This is a genomic window from Cupriavidus pinatubonensis, from assembly GCF_019602855.1.
GTDB lineage: Bacteria > Pseudomonadota > Gammaproteobacteria > Burkholderiales > Burkholderiaceae > Cupriavidus > Cupriavidus pinatubonensis.
In genome coordinates this window covers 1,306,446-1,328,504 of record NZ_CP080767.1, presented here as the reverse complement: position 1 = coordinate 1,328,504, position 22,059 = coordinate 1,306,446, and the positions used below count along the sequence as shown (strand labels likewise).

The window sequence follows — 22,059 nt, the reverse complement described above, 5'->3', positions numbered from 1 at the left end:
CAGTATGCGCTTGACAGAGGCGCAACCACTAGTCCAGTTCGAGATACCTGGAAAGCACTCTTCGCACTACGAAGGTTATCAGGAGATACAGGGCCAGGATGGGGACGAGCATCGTCCAGAGGGTTGAGGGCGGCTCATGCAAATGGAGTACAGCCGCGACCGGCGAATACGGCAGCCAAACGCCCAGCACGCATATGGCGCCTGTGGCCGCCAGCAACGCCGGGCTGGCGCGGCTCTCGATGAACGGGATCCTGCTGGTGCGGATGATGTGGACCACCAGCGTCTGGGAAAGCAGCGACTCCAGGAACCAGCCGGTCTGAAACACCGGCGCAGTGGCCGGATTGTTGGCGCCGATCCACCAGTACAGCCCAGCAAAGGTCAGATAGTCGAAAACCGAACTGATGGGTCCGAGGCACAGGATATAGCGCCGAACCCTGGCGACCTCCCAGCGGCATGGCCTGGCAAGTGCGCCGTCATCCACGTTATCGGTGGGCAAGGCGGTTTGCGAGATGTCATAAAGCAGATTGTTGGTCAGCAGTTGAATGGGGGCCATGGGCAGGAAAGGCAGCCATGCGCTCGCGCCCAGGACGCTGAAGATGTTCCCGAAATTGGAACTGGCCCCCATGCGGAGGTACTTGAGCAGGTTGGCAAACACGCGCCGACCTTCCACGACACCGTCGTACAGCACCGTGAGGCTCTTTTCCAGCAGGATGACTCCGGCCGATTCCTTGGCGATGTCGACCGCGTTATCCACCGAGATGCCAACATCGGCTGTCTTGAGAGCCGGGCCGTCATTGATTCCGTCTCCTAGCACGCCCACCACCCTGCCCTGTGCACGCAGCGCCCGAACCAGTGTCTCCTTGTGTGCGGGGTTGAGCCTGGCGAACAGGGTATTGTCCCTTGCCACCTCGGCCAGTTCCCCCGGCGTGAGCCGGTCCAGATCGCTACCCAGGACAACCCGGCCGGCAGGCAGGCCGACCATGCGGCAGACTTTGCTGGTGATCGTGGGGCTGTCACCGGTCAGTATCTTGACCTCGATGCCGCACTGGCGCAGGGAGGCCAACGCAGCGGCAGCGCTCTCCTTGGGCGGATCGATGAATGCGATATAGCCGACCAGTTCCATGCCGGCTTCATCCGCAACACCGTAGGCATGCGATGGACCTGCCGTCGGCAGGCGTTTGCTGGCAATTGCTATGACCCGGTAACCATCCTCGTTCAGCAGCTCGCTCTGCCGCATCAGGTCGGCCCGGTGGACGACATCAAGCGCAACCACCGTATCGCCGATCCGCGCCGTGGCGCTGGCGTCGAACACTTCCTCCACTGCGCCCTTGCAGATCAGCAGTCGTCTTTCATCTCCAGGCTGGCTGCCCTCCACCACGACCGACATGCGCCGCCGGGTGAAATCAAACGGAATTTCGTCAACGAGGCGCCATTGTTCATGGATGCCGATGCGTTCGCCAACATCCTCGTGCTGGAGCACCGCCACATCGAGCAGATTACGCAGGCCGGACTGAAAGAAGCTGTTGAGGTAGGCAAACTCCAGCACCTGTTCGCTTTCCCTTCCGCTCAAATCGAGATGATGCTTCAGGATGACGCGGTCCTGCGTCAGCGTTCCGGTCTTGTCGGTGCACAGCACATCCATTGCGCCGAGATTCTGGATGGCGTTAAGGCGCTTGACGATGACCTTGCGCCGAGACATCACCAGTGCGCCCTTGGCCAGGTTCACAGTGACCAGCATGGGCAGCATCTCGGGCGTCAGTCCGACGCCGACGGCTACGGCAAAGAGCAGCGCTTCGAACCAGTCCCCTTTTGTCAGACCGTTGATGATGAATACCAACGGCGCCATCACGACGATGATGCCCAGCATCAGGCGGCTGATTTGCCCCAGGCCCTCCTCGAACGCTGTAGGTGGCTCGCGCGCGGCGATCGAGCGGGCAATGTGGCCGAACACAGCATAGCGGCCCGTCAGCACTACCAGTGCCGTTGCCGTCCCGCTCACCACCGCAGTACCCATCAGTGCCAGGTTGGCAATGTCGCCGGCCGTCTCGGCGCTAGCACCATCGACGGCAAACTTCTCCACCGGCATGGATTCACCGGTGAGCGCAGCCTGGTTCACAAACAGATCCTTGGCGGCCAACAGGCGTACATCGGCCGGGACGAGGTCTCCCGCAGCAAGGTGGATGACATCGCCGGGCACCAGTTCGGCGATAGGAATGTCGCTGGTTTGTGTTTGCGCCCCGGCCGCTGGCCGGCGCCGCACGGCAATGACGGTATGCACCATCGCCCGCAGTGCGGCGGCCGCCTTGCCCGAGCGGCTCTCCTGCCACGTCGCCAGCCCTACACTCAACGCCACCATGCATGTGATGACCGATGCGGCCTGCCAGTCGCGGATCAGACCGGACAAGGCAGCGAGGCTGAGCAGCATCAGGTTCAACGGATTGCGCAGCCGCCCGAGAAGGTCGGGCACGAAGCGATGCTGTCGCTCCGTGGCGATCTGGTTGGCGCCATGCTCGCGCCTGCGCAGCGGCACTTCCGCGTCAATCAACCCTTGCGCGTCTGAGGACAGCGCAGCGAGCGCCTGTGCGCCACTGCCTGCCGCGACCTGAGCCAGCAACGGCGGAACATCAGTGGCGCGCGTGAGGATTGCCTGACGGCCTGCAGCGGTTGCCGTGCCGGGCGATTCGCTCAAGGCTACGCCAGAGGTGGCCCCCGCGGCCTTCATTGGCATCGCCGAGTCGTAAATTCAGGTCGGGTCCTTCGCCCTGACAAGCAATACTGGCACCGGACACTGGCGCGCAAGACTTTCGGCCACACTCCCGAGCAGCAACCGGCTCACACCGTGGCGGCCATGCGTGCCGAGCACCACGAGTTCGGCAGCACTGCTCTCGACAAGCTGGCGGATCTGGTGGGCGATATCGCCGAGCGCCACAATCTCGTCGATCATGACGGTCTGGCAGCGCACATGCCTGGCCTTTGCCTTTTCCTGCGCCTGAGCCAGCAACTCTTCCCCGCCCTTGATCAGGCCGGCACGCAGATCCGTCAGGTCAACGTATCCCATGTCATATTTCAGGTAGCCGTTGTCGATCACGTGAACGACCTGCAGGTCGGCGTCGCAGAGGGCGGCCAGTCCGATCGCATGGTCCAGGGCCAGGTCGCTACAGTGGCTGCCGTCAACTGCCACGAGAATCTTCTTGTACATTCCATATCTCCGTCAGGTTGCCTGCAAGGCGGGCGGGAGGCTAGGCCTCTCTCGGCGATATCCATGCTGGCCTTACGATGGCTTCGGGCGTTGTCTGCCCCCTGCGCAATGCCGCTGCGAATGCAGCCAGTTGCTCAGCGGCTGCACCACTCTGCACATCGCGCTGCTTCAGCACCAGGGCGGGCGACGGAGTCTTGCCAGTCAGAAAGGCAATGTCATCCTCCGCCCGGAAGCCACCGCGCGAGGCCATGACGCAGACGGCGGACACACAGCCCGAGAACGGCGCATGGTCTAGCAGGAACTTGCGCATGGGCGCCGCCAGCCTCCCGAGCCAGACCGGCGCGACGACAACCACGTGACCGCAGTCGCCGGGCAGCGGCCCTTCGTACCGGTATGCCGGCGTGCGATGCAGCAGCATATCGAGCACGCATCGGAAATCGCCGTACAACCCGGCCCGGGGCTTCTCGTCCCGAATTTCTGCCAGCCCCCAACCGGTGCTGGCTGCCAGGGTCTCGGCGGCTTGCCTGGCTGTGCCGGTACGGGAGTAATACACGATCAGGCTTTCCGATTTTTCCGACATGGGAGACTCCTCACCCGACGCCGGTCGTGCCGGCCCTGCATGGAATGCTAGGAAGTTGTCGGGACGCCCCCTTGATGCATGTCAAGCCCCCTGCTGTGGAAGGCAACAGCTTTGGCGGACGCAGCCGGGCCCCGTCGGTCGCCCGGAACGGCTTGTCGCCGGCGCCGCACGCCGTGATGAAGCCGCCCTTCCAGCGGCCGGATGCACCATGTCAGTCCAACCGATATCCGTTGCACGGTGTGATACATCAGCATCTGCAATGTAGGTCGCAGCGCATCCGCGCAGTTGTCGCACGTCAAGGCTCGCGATGGTGGCCGCCAAGGATGCCCGGCCCGCGTCCGGCTTGATAAGCATCAAGTCCTGCTGTGTCGTGGCATCTAGCCTTCAGGTATCGGACTCCGCCGCACGCGGAGCGGCCCGGATCCATCGCAGTTGAGCAGGTTGCCGCCATGAGCCAGATTCTCTTTCCCGATTCCGTACCGGCTTATTGCGCGGCGGGTCCCAGCTTGCAGTGCCCGGCACAGATCGACGGCGCCGCCGCCACCTTCGAGATCACGGCGGAGGCGCTGGAAGACCATTTCGGGGCACGGTCGTATCTCTATGAAGATCTGGCTTCCGCCTTTTCGTCTCATCGCAAGGCCATCGAGAACGTCGCCCGTAGCATGTTCGAGATGACGGGCGCACATAGCATCGTCCTGCATAGTGGCCATTTCCGGTTTTCCGCCTAGTGCGAGTGCTGGCTCGCCGATCGCCATGCCTATCGAACTGCAACGGTCACCACGTGCGCACGCGGGAAGCTCCGACAATTCGCGGGCGGTCCCCGGCACTCCTGCCGAACAGGATCTCGCGCATGCCGCTGCCCCGGCCGTGCCCGGGCGAGGCGCCTTGAAACGGGCGTGCACTGTGCTGGCCCGCCGGTCGGCACTGATTCTGCTGTGTCTGGCAACTTGCCGTGCGGCTAACGGTGCAGGACCTTCGGCGGCCTCGATCCCATTGCCGGCAAGATATGCGCAACAGGTGGCACGGATCGGGCATGAGGGCAGCATGGATCGAGCAGGCCGCGTCGCGAGTGAAGCGCAGATGCCCGTTGGCGTCGGCGCCTGCGCCGCGCTCAAGCGCCAGCATGCGGCGCGTCACCCAGCGCCGGCACCTGGCAAATCCGATGCCGAGTCCCATTCCGATTCCGCAGAACGCCATGCATATGCGTCCGCGACGAATGCCAACGGCGTCGCCTACTTCAGTGGCAGCGCGGATCCGGCGCAGGCCATCGACATGCGAGACATCGCCGGCCTCTACAATCTGTGCCTGGCTTTCGCCGGCAAGCAGCGGGCATGGATCGCCGGGGTGAAAGCGAATATCTACAGCGCCAATGGCACGCTCGTATTCCAGGCGTATGCCGACGGCCCGTTTCTATTACTCCGGCTAACGCCCGGTCGCTATCGCCTGGTCGCCGAATACGATGGCAGCGTGGTTGACACCGTCCTCCGGGTGCCGAGGCATGGCGCCGCTGCGCGCATGCTGTGGTGGCCCGACCTGGCCAGCCTGGTAGTTTGAATGCCCCGTGACTTCATTGCGAAGCCAGGTCCCGGCTCGGAATGCCACTCGTCATCATGGATATCGCAAGGCCGTTCCGGACATCACGGTCCTGTGCTTCGCTGATCGGAGGAAACCACTATGCCCAGCACGAAGAAGGCGCTACGGTCAAAACCCGTATCGACGGCGCCAGGACTTGTCAGCCTGTTGTACCACCTTGTCCATGCCACGTCGCAAGGGCTACTGGACCCCGAGCTGGCGCGAGATCTCGGACGACTCATCTACAGCGAGATCGAAACGCTTCAGTCGGCGTCCCCACCCAGCCGGATCGACATGGACCTCCTCCGCGAAGCCGCTTCCCGATTCGACGATACCGTGTTGCAGGCGCGCAGTTCGTTGTTGATCGACGCGAAGAGCCGAATCCCCGATCTCATTCCTGCCGGGATCCATTCGGATCGGCTTCCACCCATGCGCAACGACTCGCCTCGATTTGCCGCAAGTGGAAAGGGATCCGTCGAGGCAAAGGCAGCATCGGCTGTGAATGACTCGTGACAGCACGAAACTTCGATGACAACAAATGGCGCTGATGGAGGTTCCCCATGGAAGACTCGTCCTCACCCGACACACAGCGCGGCGCCGCGGCCGCAGGCAGTTGGCAGACCTGGTTCCCGCCTGCGCAGTGGCTGCTTCATTACCGGAGCGAATGGCTGCGACATGACGCCGTCGCAGGGGTCACGCTGGCGGCATATGGCATTCCGGTTTCGCTGGCCTATGCGTCGCTGGCAGGCGTACCTCCGCAGTACGGGATCTACTGCTATCTCGCCGGCGGGCTGGCCTACGCGTTGTTCGGCTCGTCGCGACAGCTCGCAATCGGCCCCACGTCCGCCATCTCGATGCTGGTTGGCGTGACCATCGCCGGAATGGCGCAGGGGGACCCGAGCCGCTGGGCATCAATCGCGGCGCTGACGGCGCTGCTGGTTGCCGCCATGTGTATCCTCGCGTGGCTCTTTCGACTGAGTTCGCTCGTGAATTTCATCAGTGAAACGATCCTGCTGGGGTTCAAGGCGGGCGCGGCACTAACGATCGCCCTGACCCAGTTGCCGAAGCTGTTCGGCGTCAAGGGCGGCGGCGAGTTCTTTTTCGAGCGCATTGCCATCCTTGCGCAGCAATTGCCGCTGACCAATCTCGCGGTGTTCGGCTTTGGCGCGGTGGCGATTGCCGTGCTGCTGCTTGGGGAAAAGTTCCTGCCAGGACGACCGGTCGCGCTGCTCGTCGTCGTAGCGTCGATCATGCTGCTGTCGCTGACGCCGCTGGGAGCGCTGGGCTTCAAGGTTGTAGGCGCCTTGCCACAAGGCCTGCCTGAACTGCACTGGCCGGGCCTGCGGCCCAGCGATGTCGACGGGGTCATTTCCCTTGCCTTTGCCTGCTTGTTGCTGTCCTACGTCGAAAGCGTCTCGGCCGCGCGCGCCCTTGCGCAGGCCCATGGAGACGAGATCGATGCGCGCCAGGAGCTGCTCGGACTCGGCGCGGCGAACCTGGCTACCGGCCTCTGCCAGGGCTATCCGGTTGCGGGCGGGTTGTCGCAGTCTTCGGTGAACGACAAGGCCGGAGCGAGAACGCCGCTGGCGCTGGTATTCGCGTCGGCAACCATCGCCCTTTGCCTGATGTTCCTTACCGGCCTGCTGGCCAATCTGCCCAACGTGGTGCTGGCCGCCATCGTGCTGGTCGCTGTCAAAGGCCTCGTGGATATCCGCGAACTGCGCCACGTATGGCGTGTGAGCCGCTTCGAGTTCATCGTCTCGATGGTTGCGTTCGGCGCCGTGCTACTGCTCGGCATCCTGAAAGGTGTCATCGTCGCCGTGCTCGTATCGATGCTGATGATCATCCGGCGTGCTGCTCACCCGCATGTCGCGTTCCTTGGACGAATTCCGGGAACGCGCAGCTTCTCGGACATGGATCGCAATCCGGACAATGAAGCCGTTCCGCAAATCCTGATTTTCCGTGCGGAATCGTCGCTGCTGTACTTCAACGTCGAGCATGTGCGCTCGGTGGTGTGGCGTGCCATTCGCAGCTCCGCGCTGCCGCTGCGGCTGGTGGTCTGCGACCTCTCGGTTTGTCCCGTGGTCGACCTGGCAGGCGCCCGCATGCTGGCGACGCTGCACAAGGAACTGCAAGCCGCCGGCATTGAATTGCGGCTGGTTGCAGCGCACGCGGTCGTGAGAGACATGCTTCGCGCAGAGGGACTGGAAGAGCGTGTGGGGTATTTCGGACGTCGTATCTCGGTTGCGGATGTGATCGAGGAGTTCCGCACATCCACCGCGCAGGAGACGCCCATCGCGAGTATTACAGCGTTGGCAGCAACGTAGCGCGCATTGTTGCCGCCCCGGCGTCCGCGCGCGGCAGAGTATGCTGGTCCCGCATGGCGGGTGCCGGCCTTTGAGAAGGAAAGCGTCATGAACAAACCGGAAAGACCCAGCCACCTGGCAGCCGCGCGTCGGGAACCCACGCACTACCTCACCGCCGACGAGCGCGCAGCAAAAGGACGCGCGCTACGCGATACTGTGCCTCGCGCCTCGCAATCCGGCTGGCAGGCACCGGAAGATCGCCGCGATCCGATCGAACTGCTGAATGAATCCAACGCCGGGCGGATCCTCGACCTGGTTCCAATCCGATACGGCCGGATGGCGGCATCCCCGTTTGCGTTCTACCGCGGATCGGCTTCACTCATGGCGGCCGATCTTGCCACCACGCCGTCCAGCGGCATCCGCGTGCAGGCATGCGGAGACGCCCACCTGATGAACTTCGGCGGGTTCGCCACGCCCGAACGAAACATCATCTTCGACATCAACGACCTCGACGAAACCTTGCCCGCCCCATTCGAATGGGACCTCAAGCGACTGGCGGCCAGTCTGGCGATTGCGGCCGAGCATCTCGCGCTGCCCAAGAGCGATGCCGCACGCGTAGTCACCGATGTCGTGCGCGAGTACCGCGAACGCATGTTCAACTACGGGTGGATGCGCGCTCTCGACGTATGGTACGACCGAATTGATTTACAGAAGTATGAAGACCGTAGCGGCGATCCCGAGATCGTTGCCGCGGCACGCAAGCGCCTGGCGCAGCGAATCGAAGGGGAACGACGCAAGACGGTTCCCGACTATCTTTATCCCAAACTGGTGTCGGAAGAAGGAGCAAAGCCGAGGATCAAGGATGAGCCTCCCTTGATTTTTCATCCGACCGAAGAACTGGCGCCCGGCATGGGCTCGGATTACGCGCAAGCCATTGCTTCCTATCGCAGCAGCCTCGCTGAGCATGTCCGTGTGCTGTTCGACCGTTTCCACTTCTTCGACATGGCCATCAAGGTCGTTGGTGTCGGCAGCGTCGGGACCATGTGTGGCGTGGGATTGTTTCTCGCTGCGGACAACGATCCCTTGTTCCTGCAGGTGAAGGAAGCGCGCGCTTCCGTGCTGGAGCCCTACGCGGGCAAGAGCCTGCATGCCAACCATGGCGAGCGCGTGATCGCCGGCCAGCGTCTCATGCAGGCGGCGAGCGACGTATTCCTGGGCTGGACGCGCGGCGAAAACGGACGCGACTTCTATTTGCGCCAGTTGCGCGACATGAAGCTCTCCGCAGTGATCGAGGACTGGGATACGGGTATGCTCAGACAATATGGCCGCATGTGCGCGCACGCGCTTGCGCGCGCCCACGCGCGCTCCGGGGATGCCGCCATGATGGCTGGCTACATGGGCTCCGGCCAGGCCTTCGATGATGCGATCTGCGAGTTCGCCACGGAATACTGTTCGCAAAACCGCAGCGATTTCCGCACGTTTGTCGCAGCGATTCGCGAAGGGCGTATCGAGGCCAGGCTGGAGGCGAACTGAGCAGTAAGCCGGTATGGTCGAGGTACTGACGTAGTGCTCCCTACCGGCTCCCTACCAAAGGCGCACCGTCACCCGGCGCGGCGGTGCACCTCACTTGGCGCGTGGTTTCTGTCCAGCTGCGCCCGTGCAAGCAGAAGTGGCTGACGGGTCCGCGCCATGACCTTGCGCACTATCTCACCCATGCGCGGCCCGGAAGGGCCGTGGTTTCCATTGTTCCCCATCGCAATCAGGTCCGCTGACCACGCATCAGCTTCTGCCGCGATCGTTTCGGCAATGCCTTGCTGAATGCCGGACCTGCCCGACAGACACGTCGTGAACCGGACTCTGGCCCGGTCCAGCTTGGTGGCGGCCGCTGCGAGCACGCCTTCCGCAGCTGTGGTCAGATTCTCCGCCATTCGCACCGGATCCGCGCCCGCCACATCCAGGAACGGAGCGCTGATGTCGAGCACAAAAATGACTTCCACCTCGGCATCCGAGGCTTGCGCAATGAGGATTGCCTGCTCCAGCGAAGCCTCAGCTGCGGCGCCACCATCGAGGGCTACAAGAATACGACGGTACATGTGATCGTCCTCGACATAGTCAGATTTGCGATTGAGGGCCGGCCGGCAGCAGGATCCCCAGCGCCGCCGTTAACTGCTACACGGTATTGCTACGTTAGTCCCCTGACACGCTCCGAGGTTGGGCTGGATCAAGGGTGCCTCATGTCGCGCCGTGCGCTGATTTATGGCAACGCGCGATACCCCGTGTGCGCGGTCTTCAAGAAAGCGAGCGGCCCGCAGTAGCGGGCCCCTTTTTGTACTGGCCTCATTCCACCTGAAGAGCCTGGTTTTCAATAGCTTTCGCCGCCTTCGGTAAGCGATTACATGCCGGCTTTGGCTCCTTCGAAATGCGGATCCAAACGCTTCCCGGAAGCGTTTAGATCGCAATTCATGTTGATTGAAGGGCCGCTCCCATCGGCATCGTGGGTATTGTCGGGGCTGATCTGCCATAGTCCTGGGACGGTGGACGCCGGCAAGAGAGATACTCGCTATGAGCTGACAGCAAGAGCGCTCGACCTATCCGGAGAATCCAGGCTACTGTCTCAGCAGGCCCCCGCGGACGCGAACTTTGACAGCCTGCTTGGAGCCTGGGAGATCAAGCTTCCTCTCATGCCGGCCGACCTGCATTCCCTTTCTGATCCGGCTTACTGGGCCTTGTCGCCAGAAGCCTTCGCGCCATCCGTATAAGGGTCGAATTTGCCCGTCTTTGCCCCATCGGTGTAAGGATCATACTTTCCGGCTTTGGCGCCTTCGGAATACGGATCGAAACGCTTCTCGGAAGCGTTCAGACTGGAGCGGGTCGACTGCTTTGCGCCATCGGTGTAGGGATCGAACTTGCCGGACTTCGCCGCGCCCGAGTTGGGGGATACCTTCTTCGCCGCGTGGCTGCCTCCGTACAGATCGCCGCCGTCCGTGTAGTTCTTTTGCGCGTTGGCTGCCTGCGTCACGCCGAATGCCGCCAGCCCGGCAATGATCAGGGTCGGAATGGTTTTGTTAAGCATGATGGCCTCTCGAATCGAGGTCGCGCGGCGCCTGCGCACGCCCTTGCGAATGGTGGACGGAATACTCTGGCTGATCGACCGAGCTGGCGCTTCCTTTAATAACGTGAGACTGCTTCTCCGGAATTCAAGTCTCCAATCAGCTATTTCAATGAACCGCTCCGACGCTCATCGCCATGTCCTTCAGCCGGAGGGCTCCCGCCCTAAAAAGACTACTGGGCGGGAATCGTGATCAACGGCATGGCTTCCTTGCTGCCCGTATCCACCAGCGTGAAGAACAGCATGACTGCATTGAGCGCGCGCTTGGTACGCAGGTCGCCTTGATCGATCCAGAACCAGTAGTCGCGGTAGCGCACCGCCACATAGGCATCCACGGGCTTGGCCCTGCCACAACGAATCCGAACGGTCTCATCCTCGGTCGCTGGTGACGTCCGAACAACGCCTGGCAACGCGCTTCGCTCGGTCAGATGATCGTCCGGGACGTCCATGTAGCTGGACAACGCAAGCATGATCTGCAGCATGGACCGGCTGTTGACCGACAACTCGTCGTCCGCGCCGCGGGCTGGAGAGTACTTCAGCACGAACCGTTGACGGTCAACGGGCAGCCTGAGAAGCCGGCGAATCTCGTCAACCTTCTCGACCACGCCAGCAGGCATGTCTTCCCTGCGAAAGAAGAGGACTGCCGTGGATCCGCGAGTCTTGTCTTCTTCGACACGCATCGCGAAGGCGCCGGAAGCCTGTACCTCGCGCATCAGCGAGATGGCGCGCAGAAACTCCGGATCGGCTTCCCGTATCATGCCGGCCGCAGTGGAACGATTGCGCACACCATTGAGCGACTCGACGGTCATGCCAAGCAGGAAATCCGCGGCGTAACCACTTTGCAGCATGAAAAAGATGTTGCGCGGATCAATCGGCTCCATCAATCCGCGCACAAAGCGCTGTCCTGTCGCGGGCGTGTAGGTGATCGTCGGACGATCCGTATAGACGCCCTGCACGCCCGCCGCGATGAAATCCCCCTGGATCGCGCGTGCGGATGACAGCGTACCGTTGACCGACACCCCCGCCTGGAGCGAATAGCCACTGACTACAGAGGCAACATCCACGAACACGGGGAGGTCCATGTATCGCAGCTTGACGATGTTGAGCAGCGTCTGCTGCTTCCATGAATCGGCAATGGCCGCGCTGTAGTCAAAGCGATCGGCGACGATGGTGGTGGGTCCCAACGATGTACACGCCGAAAGCAACCAGCCTGCTGCTATCGCCACGGCATGCAAGATCGCCGCGAAGCGGATTGCCGCCCGGGTGGTTGTCTGTTTCATGCAGCTTGCATTGCGGAACGCCGGTGCGCGCATGGCAAGAGGGACATCCCCCTCCAGATGAAATGGGTCTTCAAACAGCGTAGGAGAACGCAGAAGGCGTCCGTTGACGCAGCGCAAGCACGGCAAAGCGCGCTAGAAGCAGAACCCGAGCGAGAGCATCACGATCGGCTAACGCAGGCGCGCCAAATATGGAACCATATGCGTTGGAATCGCCGCTGAACGCCGGGATCCTTCTCTGCGTACACGACGATGCTGCTGCAACCCGACTCCTCTCCTCGGGCTGATATCGCTTGTTCAAGTCACGTCACGTCCCTTCTCGACGTCCGCGTCTCGATGCATGGCTTCGTCTTCCCTGCGCCCGAGTTTGCTCGTCCGGCGAAGCTGGAAGCCAAACAGCAGGACAACACCCGCCACTGACAGCACGGCGATCAAAATCCGATACCCCATGACAGGACTCCATTTGGTCTTGGAATGCACCCCAACCTTCCGGGCGGCTGCCTGCCGCCAGGGCATCTAGCGGCCAGGCGGAAGGATGACCAGACGTGGCTTGAGATGCGCATGTTGCCCTTGCGGAAGAGGCATCCTGGCATCCAGTTTGGCTTGTCGCGACCCGCGGGCCTTGATAACCGTCAAGGGAACCGACGTCCGCCGCATGACGCCCGCCGGCAATCCACCGCCGACAAACGACTTGATTCGCGACCAGAGACCTGTCCCCAGCAAGATGCCGTCGCAGTTGTTCTCTTCGGCCGTCCTTGCAATGGTCTCGGCGAGAGGTCCAAGTGCAATGATCGGTACATATGGAACACCGGAATCCTCAAGAATCTCTTGCGCCTCGCACAGAGCCGCTTCACCTCCGCGGCTCTCAACGTCCCGCAAGCGTTGCAGCGAATGGAACGCGCGGGCACGACTGCGCTCCAGCGGAGGCTGGACGTTGACCAGCACGATCTCCGCGACGCTTCCCTCTCGGTAGAGAAACGCAGCGTGGCGCACGGCAGCCAGCGCGCACTCAGAACCGTCTACCGGTACAAGTATCTTGATCATCGCTTGCCTTTGCGGGCAGCAGGCCCGGGGATTCACAACTCAAGCGTATGTCTGGCGGCATGCAAGCGGCATCAAGAACCGGGGGCACGGTGTAAAAATCGCGCAAACAGTGCCGGAAGCTATCCCATCACATTCACACCACCATCCACATAGTGCCCGCCGGCGCTCTTCTTCATCTCTCACCCGCGCCGATCAATGCCTTGGTATGCCTGGCGATCATCAGTTCCTCGTCCGTCGGGATCACCCATACCGCAACCCGTGCGGATGGCTCGCTGATACACGTCGCGCCGCTGGCGTTCGCCGCGGCATCGACCGTTACGCCCAGCCAGGCAGCCTGGCGGCACACGCGTTCACGGATCACTGCGGCATGCTCGCCAATGCCGGCGGTGAAGACCAGCGCGTCGATGCCTTGCGCCGCTGCGGCCAGCGACCCGAGTTCGCGGCCGATCCGGTAGGTGTATAGCTCCACGGCAAGGCGGGCGCGCGGATCGTCGCTGGCGAGCAGCACGCGCATATCGCTCGATATGCCGGAGACGCCAAGCAGCCCGGACTTGCGGTAGATCAGGTCCTCGATCTCGCGAGCGCCCATGCCCAGCTCGCTGATCAGGTACAGGATCACGCCGGGATCGAGGCTGCCGCAACGCGTGCCCATGGGCAAGCCATCGACCGCAGTGAATCCCATGGTGCTGGCCACGCTGCGTCCGGCCACGAGCGCGCACATGCTGCTACCGTTGCCAAGATGGGCCACGACAGTGCGGCCAGTCGCGGCCTTCGCGTCGACACCGGGCAGGACGCTGGCAATGTACTCATACGAAAGCCCGTGAAAGCCATAGCGCCGGATGCCGCGCCCGGTCATCGAAGCCGGCAATGCAAAGGCCTGCGCGATTTCCGGCTGCGCCCGGTGGAACGCGGTGTCGAAGCAGGCCACCTGCGGCAGTTCCGGACGCCTTTCTGCGAGAACGCGGATTGGCTTGAGGTTATGCGGCTGGTGCAACGGTGCCAACGGACACAGCGCATCGAGTTCTGAAAGCACCGCTTCAGTGACTCTTTCTGGCTGCGCGAACCGTAAACCGCCATGCACCACGCGGTGGCCCACGCCAACCAGGTGATGTCCTTCTCCATGACCGCGCAGGAAATCCGCCAGGAAGGCAATGCCACCACCGTGCCCGAGTTCGGTCCCTTCGTCCCACTGCCGGGCCTCGACCTCCGTGCCACCGCCATCTGTCGCGCGGAAGCTCGGTGATGTGTAAAGCCCCTCGATGCTGCCACGCAGGACCAGCTTGAGTGCGTCGCCCTGAGCGTCGTAGGCGCAGTACTTCAGGCTCGACGAGCCCGCGTTTAGCACAAGGATCACATCGGCCATGTCGTCACCTCTGTATCTGGCCGGATTCCCGGCGCGCCTTGGCCACCAGCGCCGCCACCGCACAGGACGCCAGTCGGGTCATGACGGCATCGGCACGGCTCGTGAGGATAATGGGGACCCGTGCGCCGAGAACGATGCCTGCGGCGTCGGCGCCTGCCAGGAACGTGAGGCTCTTTGCAAGCATATTGCCGGCATCAAGGTCCGGGACAAGCAGCACGTTGGCCCGACCGGCCACCGGCGAGTCGATCTTCTTGATGCGTGCGGCATCGAGATTGATGGCATTGTCCAGCGCGAGCGGGCCATCGACCACCGCGCCGGTGATCTGGTGCCGGTCGACCATCTTGCAAAGCGCGGCCGCGTCCACGGTGGACGGCACCTTGGGATTCACGGTTTCCATCGCCGACAGGATGGCGACCCGCACTTCGCTGACCTGGAGCGCGTGCGCCAGGTCAATGGCGTTCTGGAGGATGTCCGCCTTTTCCTCCAGAGTCGGCGCGATATTGACCGCGGCGTCGGTAATGATTAACGCGTCTTCGTGGCCTGGCACATCCATCACGAAACAGTGGCTAATCCGCCTCGCGGTGCGCAAGCCGCTATCGCCCTTGACCACTGCTCCCATGAGCTCATCGGTATGCAGGCTGCCCTTCATGATGGCCTCGGCCTTGCCTTCACGTACCAGCGTCACCGCAGCGGCCGCGGCGGCGTGGCTGTGCGGGGCATCGACGACCGGGTACTGGCTGATATCAATGGCGCTGGCACGCGCGACCTCCTCGATGCGAGCCCGAGGCCCGACCAGGATGGGCGCGATCAGACCCATCCGTGCGGCTTCCACCGCTCCCTCCAGCGAACTTCGATCGCACGGATGGACGACTGCCGTGGGCGTCGGAGGAATGGACTTGCAGTAGTCGATCAGGCGCTGATACTTCTCGTGTTTTGCGTTCACGGGTTCTCTCCTGCATCACCAGGTTGCTGTTCGGATTCCGGCGGCCGCGCCTCGTGCGGTGCTAGGACGCGCGCGCCAGCGGTACTGCGGCACGACGCGGCCGCTCAGTCTTGACCGACAGCACCGTGCGGATGCGTGCCAGCATCGCGGCCTGCTCTGGCGTCGGCGTGGTCCCAAGAAGCCGCTCGTCAGCGCGCAGCTTGTCGGCGAGGGATTGCAGCCGGTCACGATCGGACTTGTCCCTGAGCAGGACCGGCAGCGTCTCGAGCGCCTGCTCCGGCGCGTACAGCGTGATGAGCTCCTGCTGCCCGCGAATCCGGCGCCAGGTCTCCGGCGGCAGCTCGGGCAGCAGCTCCGCGTAGTCCGTCACCAGCTCTTTGCGCAACTCAAGCCTCGACAACGGCAAAGGCTCGCCTTGTCGCTTGAGCAGGCAAGCCACGCGGGCGATGGCTTCCGCGTAGCCGCCCTGTTCGATCTCGGCCAGTGCTGCCTTGACCTCCGGCAGCTCGCGCGGCGGGGTGACTGTCCGGGCGGCCCGCGACGTCTTGTCCCCTGGCAGGAACGCGCACATGTTCGCGTACACATTGAAGAAGATGGCTTCTGTCATGGCATCGCGCACGGCACGGCAGGCGTCGAGGCCCGCGCTGAGGACTTCCGCGCCGGCCTGCTCACGCTGACGCAGCGGATGGTCCGCATCGAGCGCCTGCCGATTGGCCCTTACCGCATTGGCAGCGGGGCTCACCCACGCCATCCACGGATTCAGGTCGCAGAACATCCAGTTCTGCACCCGCAGCGGATGGAATTCGCGCAGCATGCGCGCCGACGCCTCATTCGACATGGCCTGCACGAACGGTTGGGCGAACAGCTCATAGGCGCGCTGAGTGAAATCGGACATTGCCGCCACTGCCTCGAATGGCGTCTCGTCTGCGCGCTCGAAGCGGTTGAGCCTTTGTGCTATCTCTTCGAGCGAATGCTCGTGGAACTCGACCTCGTACTCGACCCCGGCAGCGGACTTGTGCTCGTGGATCACCATGCCGTAGAGTCCCGGCGGCAACAACTCGATGCTCTTGAGCACGGAGACAATCTGCGCATGCTCCTTCTGCGCAACCTTGCCGGAGACGAAGATGCCGAGGTGACCGATGTTTTCGTGCATCATGCCGACAATGACCTGGCCCCGGGCCTTGATCTCCTCGGTGCTGCCATAGACATCCACCACCCAGTTGAACGCTTGTTGCGGCGGCGTGATGTTGTCGCCCATCGAGGCGAACAGCACGATGGGGGCCTTGATGTCCCGCAGGTCGAACGCCCTTCCGCCGGCATCTTTTACATCTCCGCTCCAAAGCTTGTTGCCGACGAACAGATTGCGCGTGATCCATTCGATCTCTTCGCGATTCATCAGGTAATAGCCGCCCCACCAGTGCTCGAATTCCAGGAAACGCGGTGGCTCGGTATCGGCCTTGCGGTACAGGTTGTAATACTTGTCCCACAGGCTGTTGGCGGGATTCAGGTTCTCGAAATTCTGAACCAGCCAGGCACCATCGAACTTGCCGTTCCCAAGGTCTGCCGTCAGCGATGCGAGCCAGGTGCCGCCCAGCAGACCGCCCGAGTAGCGCATCGGGTTATCGCCTTCGCCCTCGCTCCAGGCACCGCTCCAGTACGACATTGGTGCGCCGTTGATGACAATGGGACCGGTGTCGTCCGGGTCGGATGCGGCCAGCATCATGGCGGCCCACCCTCCCTGGCAGTTGCCGATGATGGCCGGCTTCGGACTATCCGGATGCAAGGCGCGGACTTTCCGGATGAACTGCTGCTCGGCCTCGCACACGTCGAGCAACGTTTGCCCGGGCTCCGGGTCACGGAAGAACATGACGAAGTAGACGGGATGGCCCGCACGCAATGCAACGCCGACCTGGGAATCGTCCTTGAAGCCGCCGATGCCCGGGCCATGGCCGGCACGCGGATCGATGATGACGTACGGGCGGCGGTTATCGTCGACGGTGACGCTCGCCGGCGGCGTGATCTTCAGCAGCGCATAGTTCACGGGCAGTGCGAAACTACGGCCATCGAGCACGGTTTCATAGTCGAAATGCAGCACGGGCTTGAGACCCTGCACCGCATTCTCGACGAAGTTGTTGCCGCGTTGCCTGATCGTGTCCCAGAACAGGATGGCGCGCTGCATGCTGTCGATTGCGTAGGCATAGCAGTTCATCGGATTCATATCCGCCATCCAGCTTGCCGGTGTCGACGCCTCGCCACCCGTGGCTTCCTGCACGCGATGACTGAATGCCTCTTGCGCATTCTTCAGGCGCTTTTGCAGCACAACGCTTGTCTTGATGCCCACCTCACGCGCATGAGCCAGTTGCTTTCCTGCGTCCATGCTTCCTCCGTCAGACGTTCTGCCAACATCCAGCGTAGGAGGTAGCACTGAGCGGGGCTTGACATAGCGCAAGCGGGCAAGGCACCAGCGTGCGGAAACATACGATGCGATCCCGTCACTTCGATGCGGGGCGAGGTTGCTCTCCATGGGGCAGTCCACGCCGCACCATCCGTCCACGGCTCCTTGATCTATAACAACCGGACCTCGAGCCGAAGTCATAGGCTGAATGCAGAAGGAAAGCGTCGCGGAGGCATCGCTCACTTCTTTCCCTGTCGATTCCGGAGCATTGCCATGACCACGGCCACTATCTCTGTTACGCCCACGACCGTTGCGCGCCTGTATTCCGTCGGCCGCGCGCTGATTGGCTCGCTCTTTCTGATTTCCGGGCTAATGAAGATGAGCAGCTTCGCCGGATATTCCGCATGGATTGCAAGTGCTGAACTGCCGATGCCCAGTCTGTTGCTGGTGCTGGCCATGACGATCGAGATCGCGGGCGGATTGACGCTGATTTCTGGCTGGAATGCGAAATGGGGAGCGCTGCTTCTCGCGGTTTTTCTGGTGCCAACCACCCTGATCTTCCACGGCTTCTGGCGCGCCGATCTTGCGGATTCCTGGAATCAGTTCAACCACATTCTGAAGAATGTCGCGATCCTGGGCGGGATGCTTGTCGTCTTCGCGATCGAATCATCACGCGGGCATGAGCCGAAGTAACGGGAGAAGCGCGATGAGCATCAGCCGGAGTCTTGGATCCAAGCGAACGCAGGCCTCATCCGGTTCCAGTGACGATGTTCTGCGAAATCGGGAGAACTTTTCACTGGTCCTCGGTGGGCCACTTTATCAATTGCTGCGTCGGGCCAATTTGTCCGATGACGCTTTGCTTCTCGTGCGGCAACGCATTCTCTTCATCTCGCTCTTCGCTTGGCTGCCGTTGCTGATGCTGTCTGCCTTCGAGGGAAACTTATTCAGCAAGGCTACGACGGTACCGTTCCTGATGGATATGGAGGTTCATCTCCGGTTTCTCGTGGCAGTGCCCTTGCTGGTTGCCGCAGAACTTGTCGTGCACCGGCGCTTGCATGGCATCGGCCAGGCATTCATCGAACGGAATCTGATTCCCGAAGCCGCGATGAGCAAATTCGATGAGGCCCTCGGCGCCGCATTCCGGCTGCGCAACTCTGTGCTTGGCGAATTACTGTTGATCGCTGTCGTCTATGGAGTCGGCATCCTGATCGTCTGGCGTCATTACACCGGTCTCCAGACGGCAACGTGGTACGCAACGCCAACCGACGGCGGTTCAAAGCTTTCACTGGCGGGCATCTGGTATGGCTATGTCAGCCTGCCGCTGTTCCAGTTCCTGCTGGTGCGCTGGTATTTCCGATTATTCATCTGGATGCGTTTTCTCTGGCAGGTATCGCGCATCAAGCTGAGCCTGATTCCCACGCATCCGGATCGCGTTGGCGGTCTCGGCTTTCTTGCCAATACGGTCTACGCCTTCGCGCTGCTGCTCGCAGCGCATGGCGTCATGCTTGCGTCAAATCTCGGTAACCGTATTTTCTTTCTTCAGGCTGCGCTACCGGAATTCAAGATGGAGATCGGCGTAATGATGGTCTTTCTGCTGACCATAGTTGTCGGCCCACTGCTGGTATTCTCGCCGCAGCTTGCCCAGGCGAAGCGAACAGGACTGAATGAGTATGGCACGCTGGCGGAACGCTACGTGCGCGCGTTCGATAACAAATGGCTGCGTGGATGTGCACCAGCCAACGAACCGTTGGTGGGCAGCGGCGATATCCAGTCACTCGCCGATCTCGGCAACAGTTTCGAGGTGGTGCGCGGCATGCGGATTGCGCCTGTCACCAGAGATGCCATCGTGCAGCTTGCTGCGGCAGTACTGATTCCCATGGCGCCCCTGGCGCTCACCATGATGCCTCTCGAAGAACTGCTCAAGCATCTGTTCGGGCTCTTGTTCTAGAAAACGTAGACGACCGTCCGGTTGACAGCTCATTGCGACTCCCATCCAGATCAATTATCGGCGAAAATTTCACGAATTCCGGCTGACCCTCAACATGCTCGCATTCTGTTGGCTGCCGCCAAAAGCCGTCACATTCGTATCGCGCAGGACTCGCCCAGCACGAGATCCAACGGCACATTTACCTGGCGTGCGGGCTCATCGACTACGCCTTCCAATCTATCCAGCATCAACTGTGCAGCAGCTTGCGCCGCGGCTTCGATATTGAAGCGCAGCGTGGTTAACGGCGGGTACATCAGTTCCAGGGTTTCCGGGGTACCAATGCCTATCACCGAAAGATCTCGCGGAATATCCAAGCCGGCTTTCCTTGCCGCATAGATGGCACCTGAGAGCAAACGGGTCCCAAGCCCGATCATTGCAGTGGGTGGCTTTTCGAGGGCAAGCATCGCGCTCATCTGCGTTCGCGATGAATCCACAGCAGACCGCGACATGAATACCAGCATCGGATCAAAGGGAATCCCCGCTGCCTGAAGACCGTCCTGGTAGCCCAACAACTTCTCGCGCCCCGGCCGAATGTGCTCGCCGGGGCCGAACAAAGCAATGCGACGATGGCCAAGGGAAACCAGGTAGTCCACGGACTGCCGAACGCCGGCCCGATGGTCGAGCATGACCGCATCCATTGGCTTTGGCGTCTCCCGATCAAGAATGACGACGGGCAGGCCGCATGCACCAAACAAGAAGTCCGTCGGCGACTCGCTTTCCACGCTGGGCGCGGCAATGATGCCCTCCAACCGCCGTGTCTCAAAGAGTGAAACTAGCTCTCGATCGCGGTGAGGCTGGTCAAGCGTATTTCCCACAATGACCGAATAGCCTGCCGCCTGCAGGTGACGCTCCACTTCGCTGAAATGTGCAGCCAGCAGCGGATTGCGAATGTTCGAGACCAGGTATCCCACCGTGTGGCTGCGTCCTGTGCGCAGGTGCTTCGCGGCAAAGCTCGGCGCATATCCCAGCTTTTCCACAGCCGCCAGGACCCGTGCGCGCAGCGCAGCGCTGGCATAACCCGTTTCATTCAACACGCGTGACACGCTGCCGATCGAAACGCCTGCAGCCTCTGCCACATCCCTCACTGATACGCGTTGCGTCATGGTCTTCCCTAATGAAAACGTTCCACAGTTGGACGCCAATTTTTCCGACTGCTAATTTACCACCAAGCCGTTTTTCAGTGCATTTTCGATCTGAAAACGTTTTCCGAATCTTGCATAGAGGCATCGCCGAGAGTGCCCGTAACGGAGACCCCGCATGCTGTACCGACTCCTGTCCGGCTTGCTTGCTGCAGCAGCCATTACGATGCATGCCATGCCGGCGCTGGCGCAGAGCTATCCGTCCCGGCCGGTTCGACTTGTCGTCCCGTTTCCGCCTGGTGGTACGGCTGACGTGTTTGGCCGCCTTCTGGCCCAGGAAATGACGCAAACGCTTGGCCAGCCATTTGTGGTGGACAACCGTGCGGGAGCCGGCGGCAATATCGCGGCGGCAGCCGTCGCCAACGCGGCAGCCGACGGCTACACCGTGCTGCTCGGCACGATCGGCACTCACGGCATCAATCCCAGCCTGTACGGCAACCTGCCGTACTCGCCGCGCAAAGACTTCCAGCCTGTGGCATTGGTGTCATCGGGCGCAAATGTGCTGGTTGTCCATCCCGACGTGCTCGCCCGTACGGTAGCGGAGCTAGTTGCACTGGCAAAGAGGCGGCCCGGCCAATTGATGATGGGCTCGTCGGGCAATGGCAGCAGCATTCATATGTCCGGCGAACTGTTCCAGACAATGACCGGCACTCGCTTTACACACGTGCCTTACCGCGGTGGGTCAGCGGCGCTCACGGATCTGATGGGCGGCCGCATCCAACTGATGTTCGATAACGTCCCGACTTCACTTCCTCTGATCGCCAAAGGACTGGTGCGGCCCCTTGCAGTCACCTCGGCGCGTCGCTTACCGGCATTGCCCGATGTGCCTACCGTCGCCGAAGCCGGTGTCCCGGGCTACACCGTCACCAACTGGAGCGGCCTTTTCGTGCCGGCAAACACGCCGCCAGAAGTCGTGGATCGCCTGCATGACGCAGTGAGGAAAGCCGTGAGCAGCAACACGCTGCGAAAGCGATTTGTCGAAATGGGCGCTGACACACAAGCCATGAGCACCACTGAGTTCACTCGCTTCGTGGACGACGAGATGGTCAGGTGGGCCCGCATCGTCAAACTGTCCGGGGCGCGACCAGATTGAAATCCATCACGCCACATCGTGCGGCAACCGTGTTGGCCGAATCTTCAAGCCG

General features: G+C 62.0%; 20 protein-coding genes. 8 read left to right on the top strand and 12 right to left on the bottom strand.

The window, feature by feature from the left end; genetic code table 11:
- Positions 1-28: 28 nt before the first annotated feature.
- The 3 genes from mgtA to K2O51_RS18720 are packed head-to-tail and all read right to left on the bottom strand — an operon-like array spanning position 29 to position 3,779.
- The gene (gene mgtA / locus K2O51_RS18730) at positions 29-2,689 is read right to left on the bottom strand and encodes a magnesium-translocating P-type ATPase (RefSeq protein WP_245001937.1); all 2,661 of its coding nucleotides are present in this window, start codon (positions 2,687-2,689) and stop codon (positions 29-31) included.
- A 54-nt stretch (positions 2,690-2,743) separates the two neighbouring features.
- Positions 2,744-3,199, bottom strand: coding sequence for a universal stress protein (locus K2O51_RS18725; protein WP_220631491.1), 456 nt, complete (start codon positions 3,197-3,199; stop codon positions 2,744-2,746).
- 40 nt (positions 3,200-3,239) lie between these two features.
- On the bottom strand, positions 3,240-3,779 hold the full coding sequence (locus K2O51_RS18720) for a flavodoxin family protein (RefSeq protein WP_011297386.1): 540 nt from the start codon (positions 3,777-3,779) through the stop codon (positions 3,240-3,242).
- Between the two features lie 449 nt (positions 3,780-4,228).
- Between K2O51_RS18720 and K2O51_RS18715 the strand changes: the two genes are divergently transcribed.
- The 5 genes from K2O51_RS18715 (at position 4,229) to K2O51_RS18695 (ending at position 9,190) form a co-directional block, all read left to right on the top strand.
- Positions 4,229-4,507 (top strand): DUF1488 family protein, encoded by a 279-nt coding sequence (locus tag K2O51_RS18715; protein WP_011297321.1) that lies wholly within the window; start codon positions 4,229-4,231, stop codon positions 4,505-4,507.
- A gap of 25 nt (positions 4,508-4,532) precedes the next feature.
- Positions 4,533-5,333 carry a hypothetical protein gene (locus tag K2O51_RS35235; protein WP_245001936.1) on the top strand — a complete coding sequence of 267 codons (801 nt, stop codon included), beginning with the start codon at positions 4,533-4,535 and terminating at the stop codon, positions 5,331-5,333.
- Between the two features lie 120 nt (positions 5,334-5,453).
- Complete coding sequence (locus tag K2O51_RS18705) at positions 5,454-5,864, top strand: hypothetical protein (RefSeq protein WP_011297384.1); 411 nt, start codon at positions 5,454-5,456, stop codon at positions 5,862-5,864.
- A gap of 47 nt (positions 5,865-5,911) precedes the next feature.
- Positions 5,912-7,678 (top strand): SulP family inorganic anion transporter, encoded by a 1,767-nt coding sequence (locus tag K2O51_RS18700; protein WP_140953491.1) that lies wholly within the window; start codon positions 5,912-5,914, stop codon positions 7,676-7,678.
- Between the two features lie 87 nt (positions 7,679-7,765).
- On the top strand, positions 7,766-9,190 hold the full coding sequence (locus tag K2O51_RS18695; protein ID WP_220631490.1) for a DUF2252 domain-containing protein: 1,425 nt from the start codon (positions 7,766-7,768) through the stop codon (positions 9,188-9,190).
- 68 nt (positions 9,191-9,258) lie between these two features.
- On the opposite strand, the gene K2O51_RS18690 is transcribed toward K2O51_RS18695, so the two are convergent.
- The 8 genes from K2O51_RS18690 to K2O51_RS18655 form a co-directional block, all read right to left on the bottom strand.
- The gene (locus K2O51_RS18690; protein ID WP_140953234.1) at positions 9,259-9,750 is read right to left on the bottom strand and encodes a universal stress protein; all 492 of its coding nucleotides are present in this window, start codon (positions 9,748-9,750) and stop codon (positions 9,259-9,261) included.
- Positions 9,751-10,373: 623 nt separating this feature from the next.
- A complete protein-coding gene (locus tag K2O51_RS18685; RefSeq protein WP_220631489.1) occupies positions 10,374-10,730 on the bottom strand; it encodes a hypothetical protein in 357 nt (118 codons plus the stop codon).
- Positions 10,731-10,939: 209 nt separating this feature from the next.
- Complete coding sequence (locus K2O51_RS18680) at positions 10,940-12,163, bottom strand: hypothetical protein (protein WP_245001935.1); 1,224 nt, start codon at positions 12,161-12,163, stop codon at positions 10,940-10,942.
- A gap of 177 nt (positions 12,164-12,340) precedes the next feature.
- On the bottom strand, positions 12,341-12,493 hold the full coding sequence (locus K2O51_RS18675) for a hypothetical protein (protein WP_220631488.1): 153 nt from the start codon (positions 12,491-12,493) through the stop codon (positions 12,341-12,343).
- 66 nt (positions 12,494-12,559) lie between these two features.
- Positions 12,560-13,087 (bottom strand): universal stress protein, encoded by a 528-nt coding sequence (locus tag K2O51_RS18670; RefSeq protein ID WP_220631487.1) that lies wholly within the window; start codon positions 13,085-13,087, stop codon positions 12,560-12,562.
- Between the two features lie 172 nt (positions 13,088-13,259).
- Positions 13,260-14,450 (bottom strand): acetate/propionate family kinase, encoded by a 1,191-nt coding sequence (locus K2O51_RS18665; protein ID WP_011297378.1) that lies wholly within the window; start codon positions 14,448-14,450, stop codon positions 13,260-13,262.
- Between the two features lie 4 nt (positions 14,451-14,454).
- A complete protein-coding gene (locus K2O51_RS18660; RefSeq protein ID WP_011297377.1) occupies positions 14,455-15,393 on the bottom strand; it encodes a phosphate acetyltransferase in 939 nt (312 codons plus the stop codon).
- Between the two features lie 61 nt (positions 15,394-15,454).
- A complete protein-coding gene (locus K2O51_RS18655; RefSeq protein ID WP_011297376.1) occupies positions 15,455-17,770 on the bottom strand; it encodes a DUF3141 domain-containing protein in 2,316 nt (771 codons plus the stop codon).
- A 291-nt stretch (positions 17,771-18,061) separates the two neighbouring features.
- Between K2O51_RS18655 and K2O51_RS18650 the strand changes: the two genes are divergently transcribed.
- On the top strand, positions 18,062-18,481 hold the full coding sequence (locus tag K2O51_RS18650; RefSeq protein ID WP_011297375.1) for a DoxX family protein: 420 nt from the start codon (positions 18,062-18,064) through the stop codon (positions 18,479-18,481).
- Positions 18,482-18,494: 13 nt separating this feature from the next.
- Positions 18,495-19,736, top strand: a complete 1,242-nt coding sequence (locus tag K2O51_RS18645) for a hypothetical protein (protein ID WP_011297374.1) — start codon at positions 18,495-18,497, stop codon at positions 19,734-19,736.
- Between the two features lie 128 nt (positions 19,737-19,864).
- Here K2O51_RS18645 and K2O51_RS18640 read toward each other — a convergent pair whose 3' ends face one another.
- Positions 19,865-20,878, bottom strand: coding sequence for a substrate-binding domain-containing protein (locus tag K2O51_RS18640; protein WP_220631486.1), 1,014 nt, complete (start codon positions 20,876-20,878; stop codon positions 19,865-19,867).
- A 211-nt stretch (positions 20,879-21,089) separates the two neighbouring features.
- Here K2O51_RS18640 and K2O51_RS18635 point away from each other — a divergent pair, with 211 nt between their 5' ends.
- The gene (locus K2O51_RS18635; protein ID WP_245001934.1) at positions 21,090-22,007 is read left to right on the top strand and encodes a Bug family tripartite tricarboxylate transporter substrate binding protein; all 918 of its coding nucleotides are present in this window, start codon (positions 21,090-21,092) and stop codon (positions 22,005-22,007) included.
- Positions 22,008-22,059 lie beyond the last annotated feature (52 nt).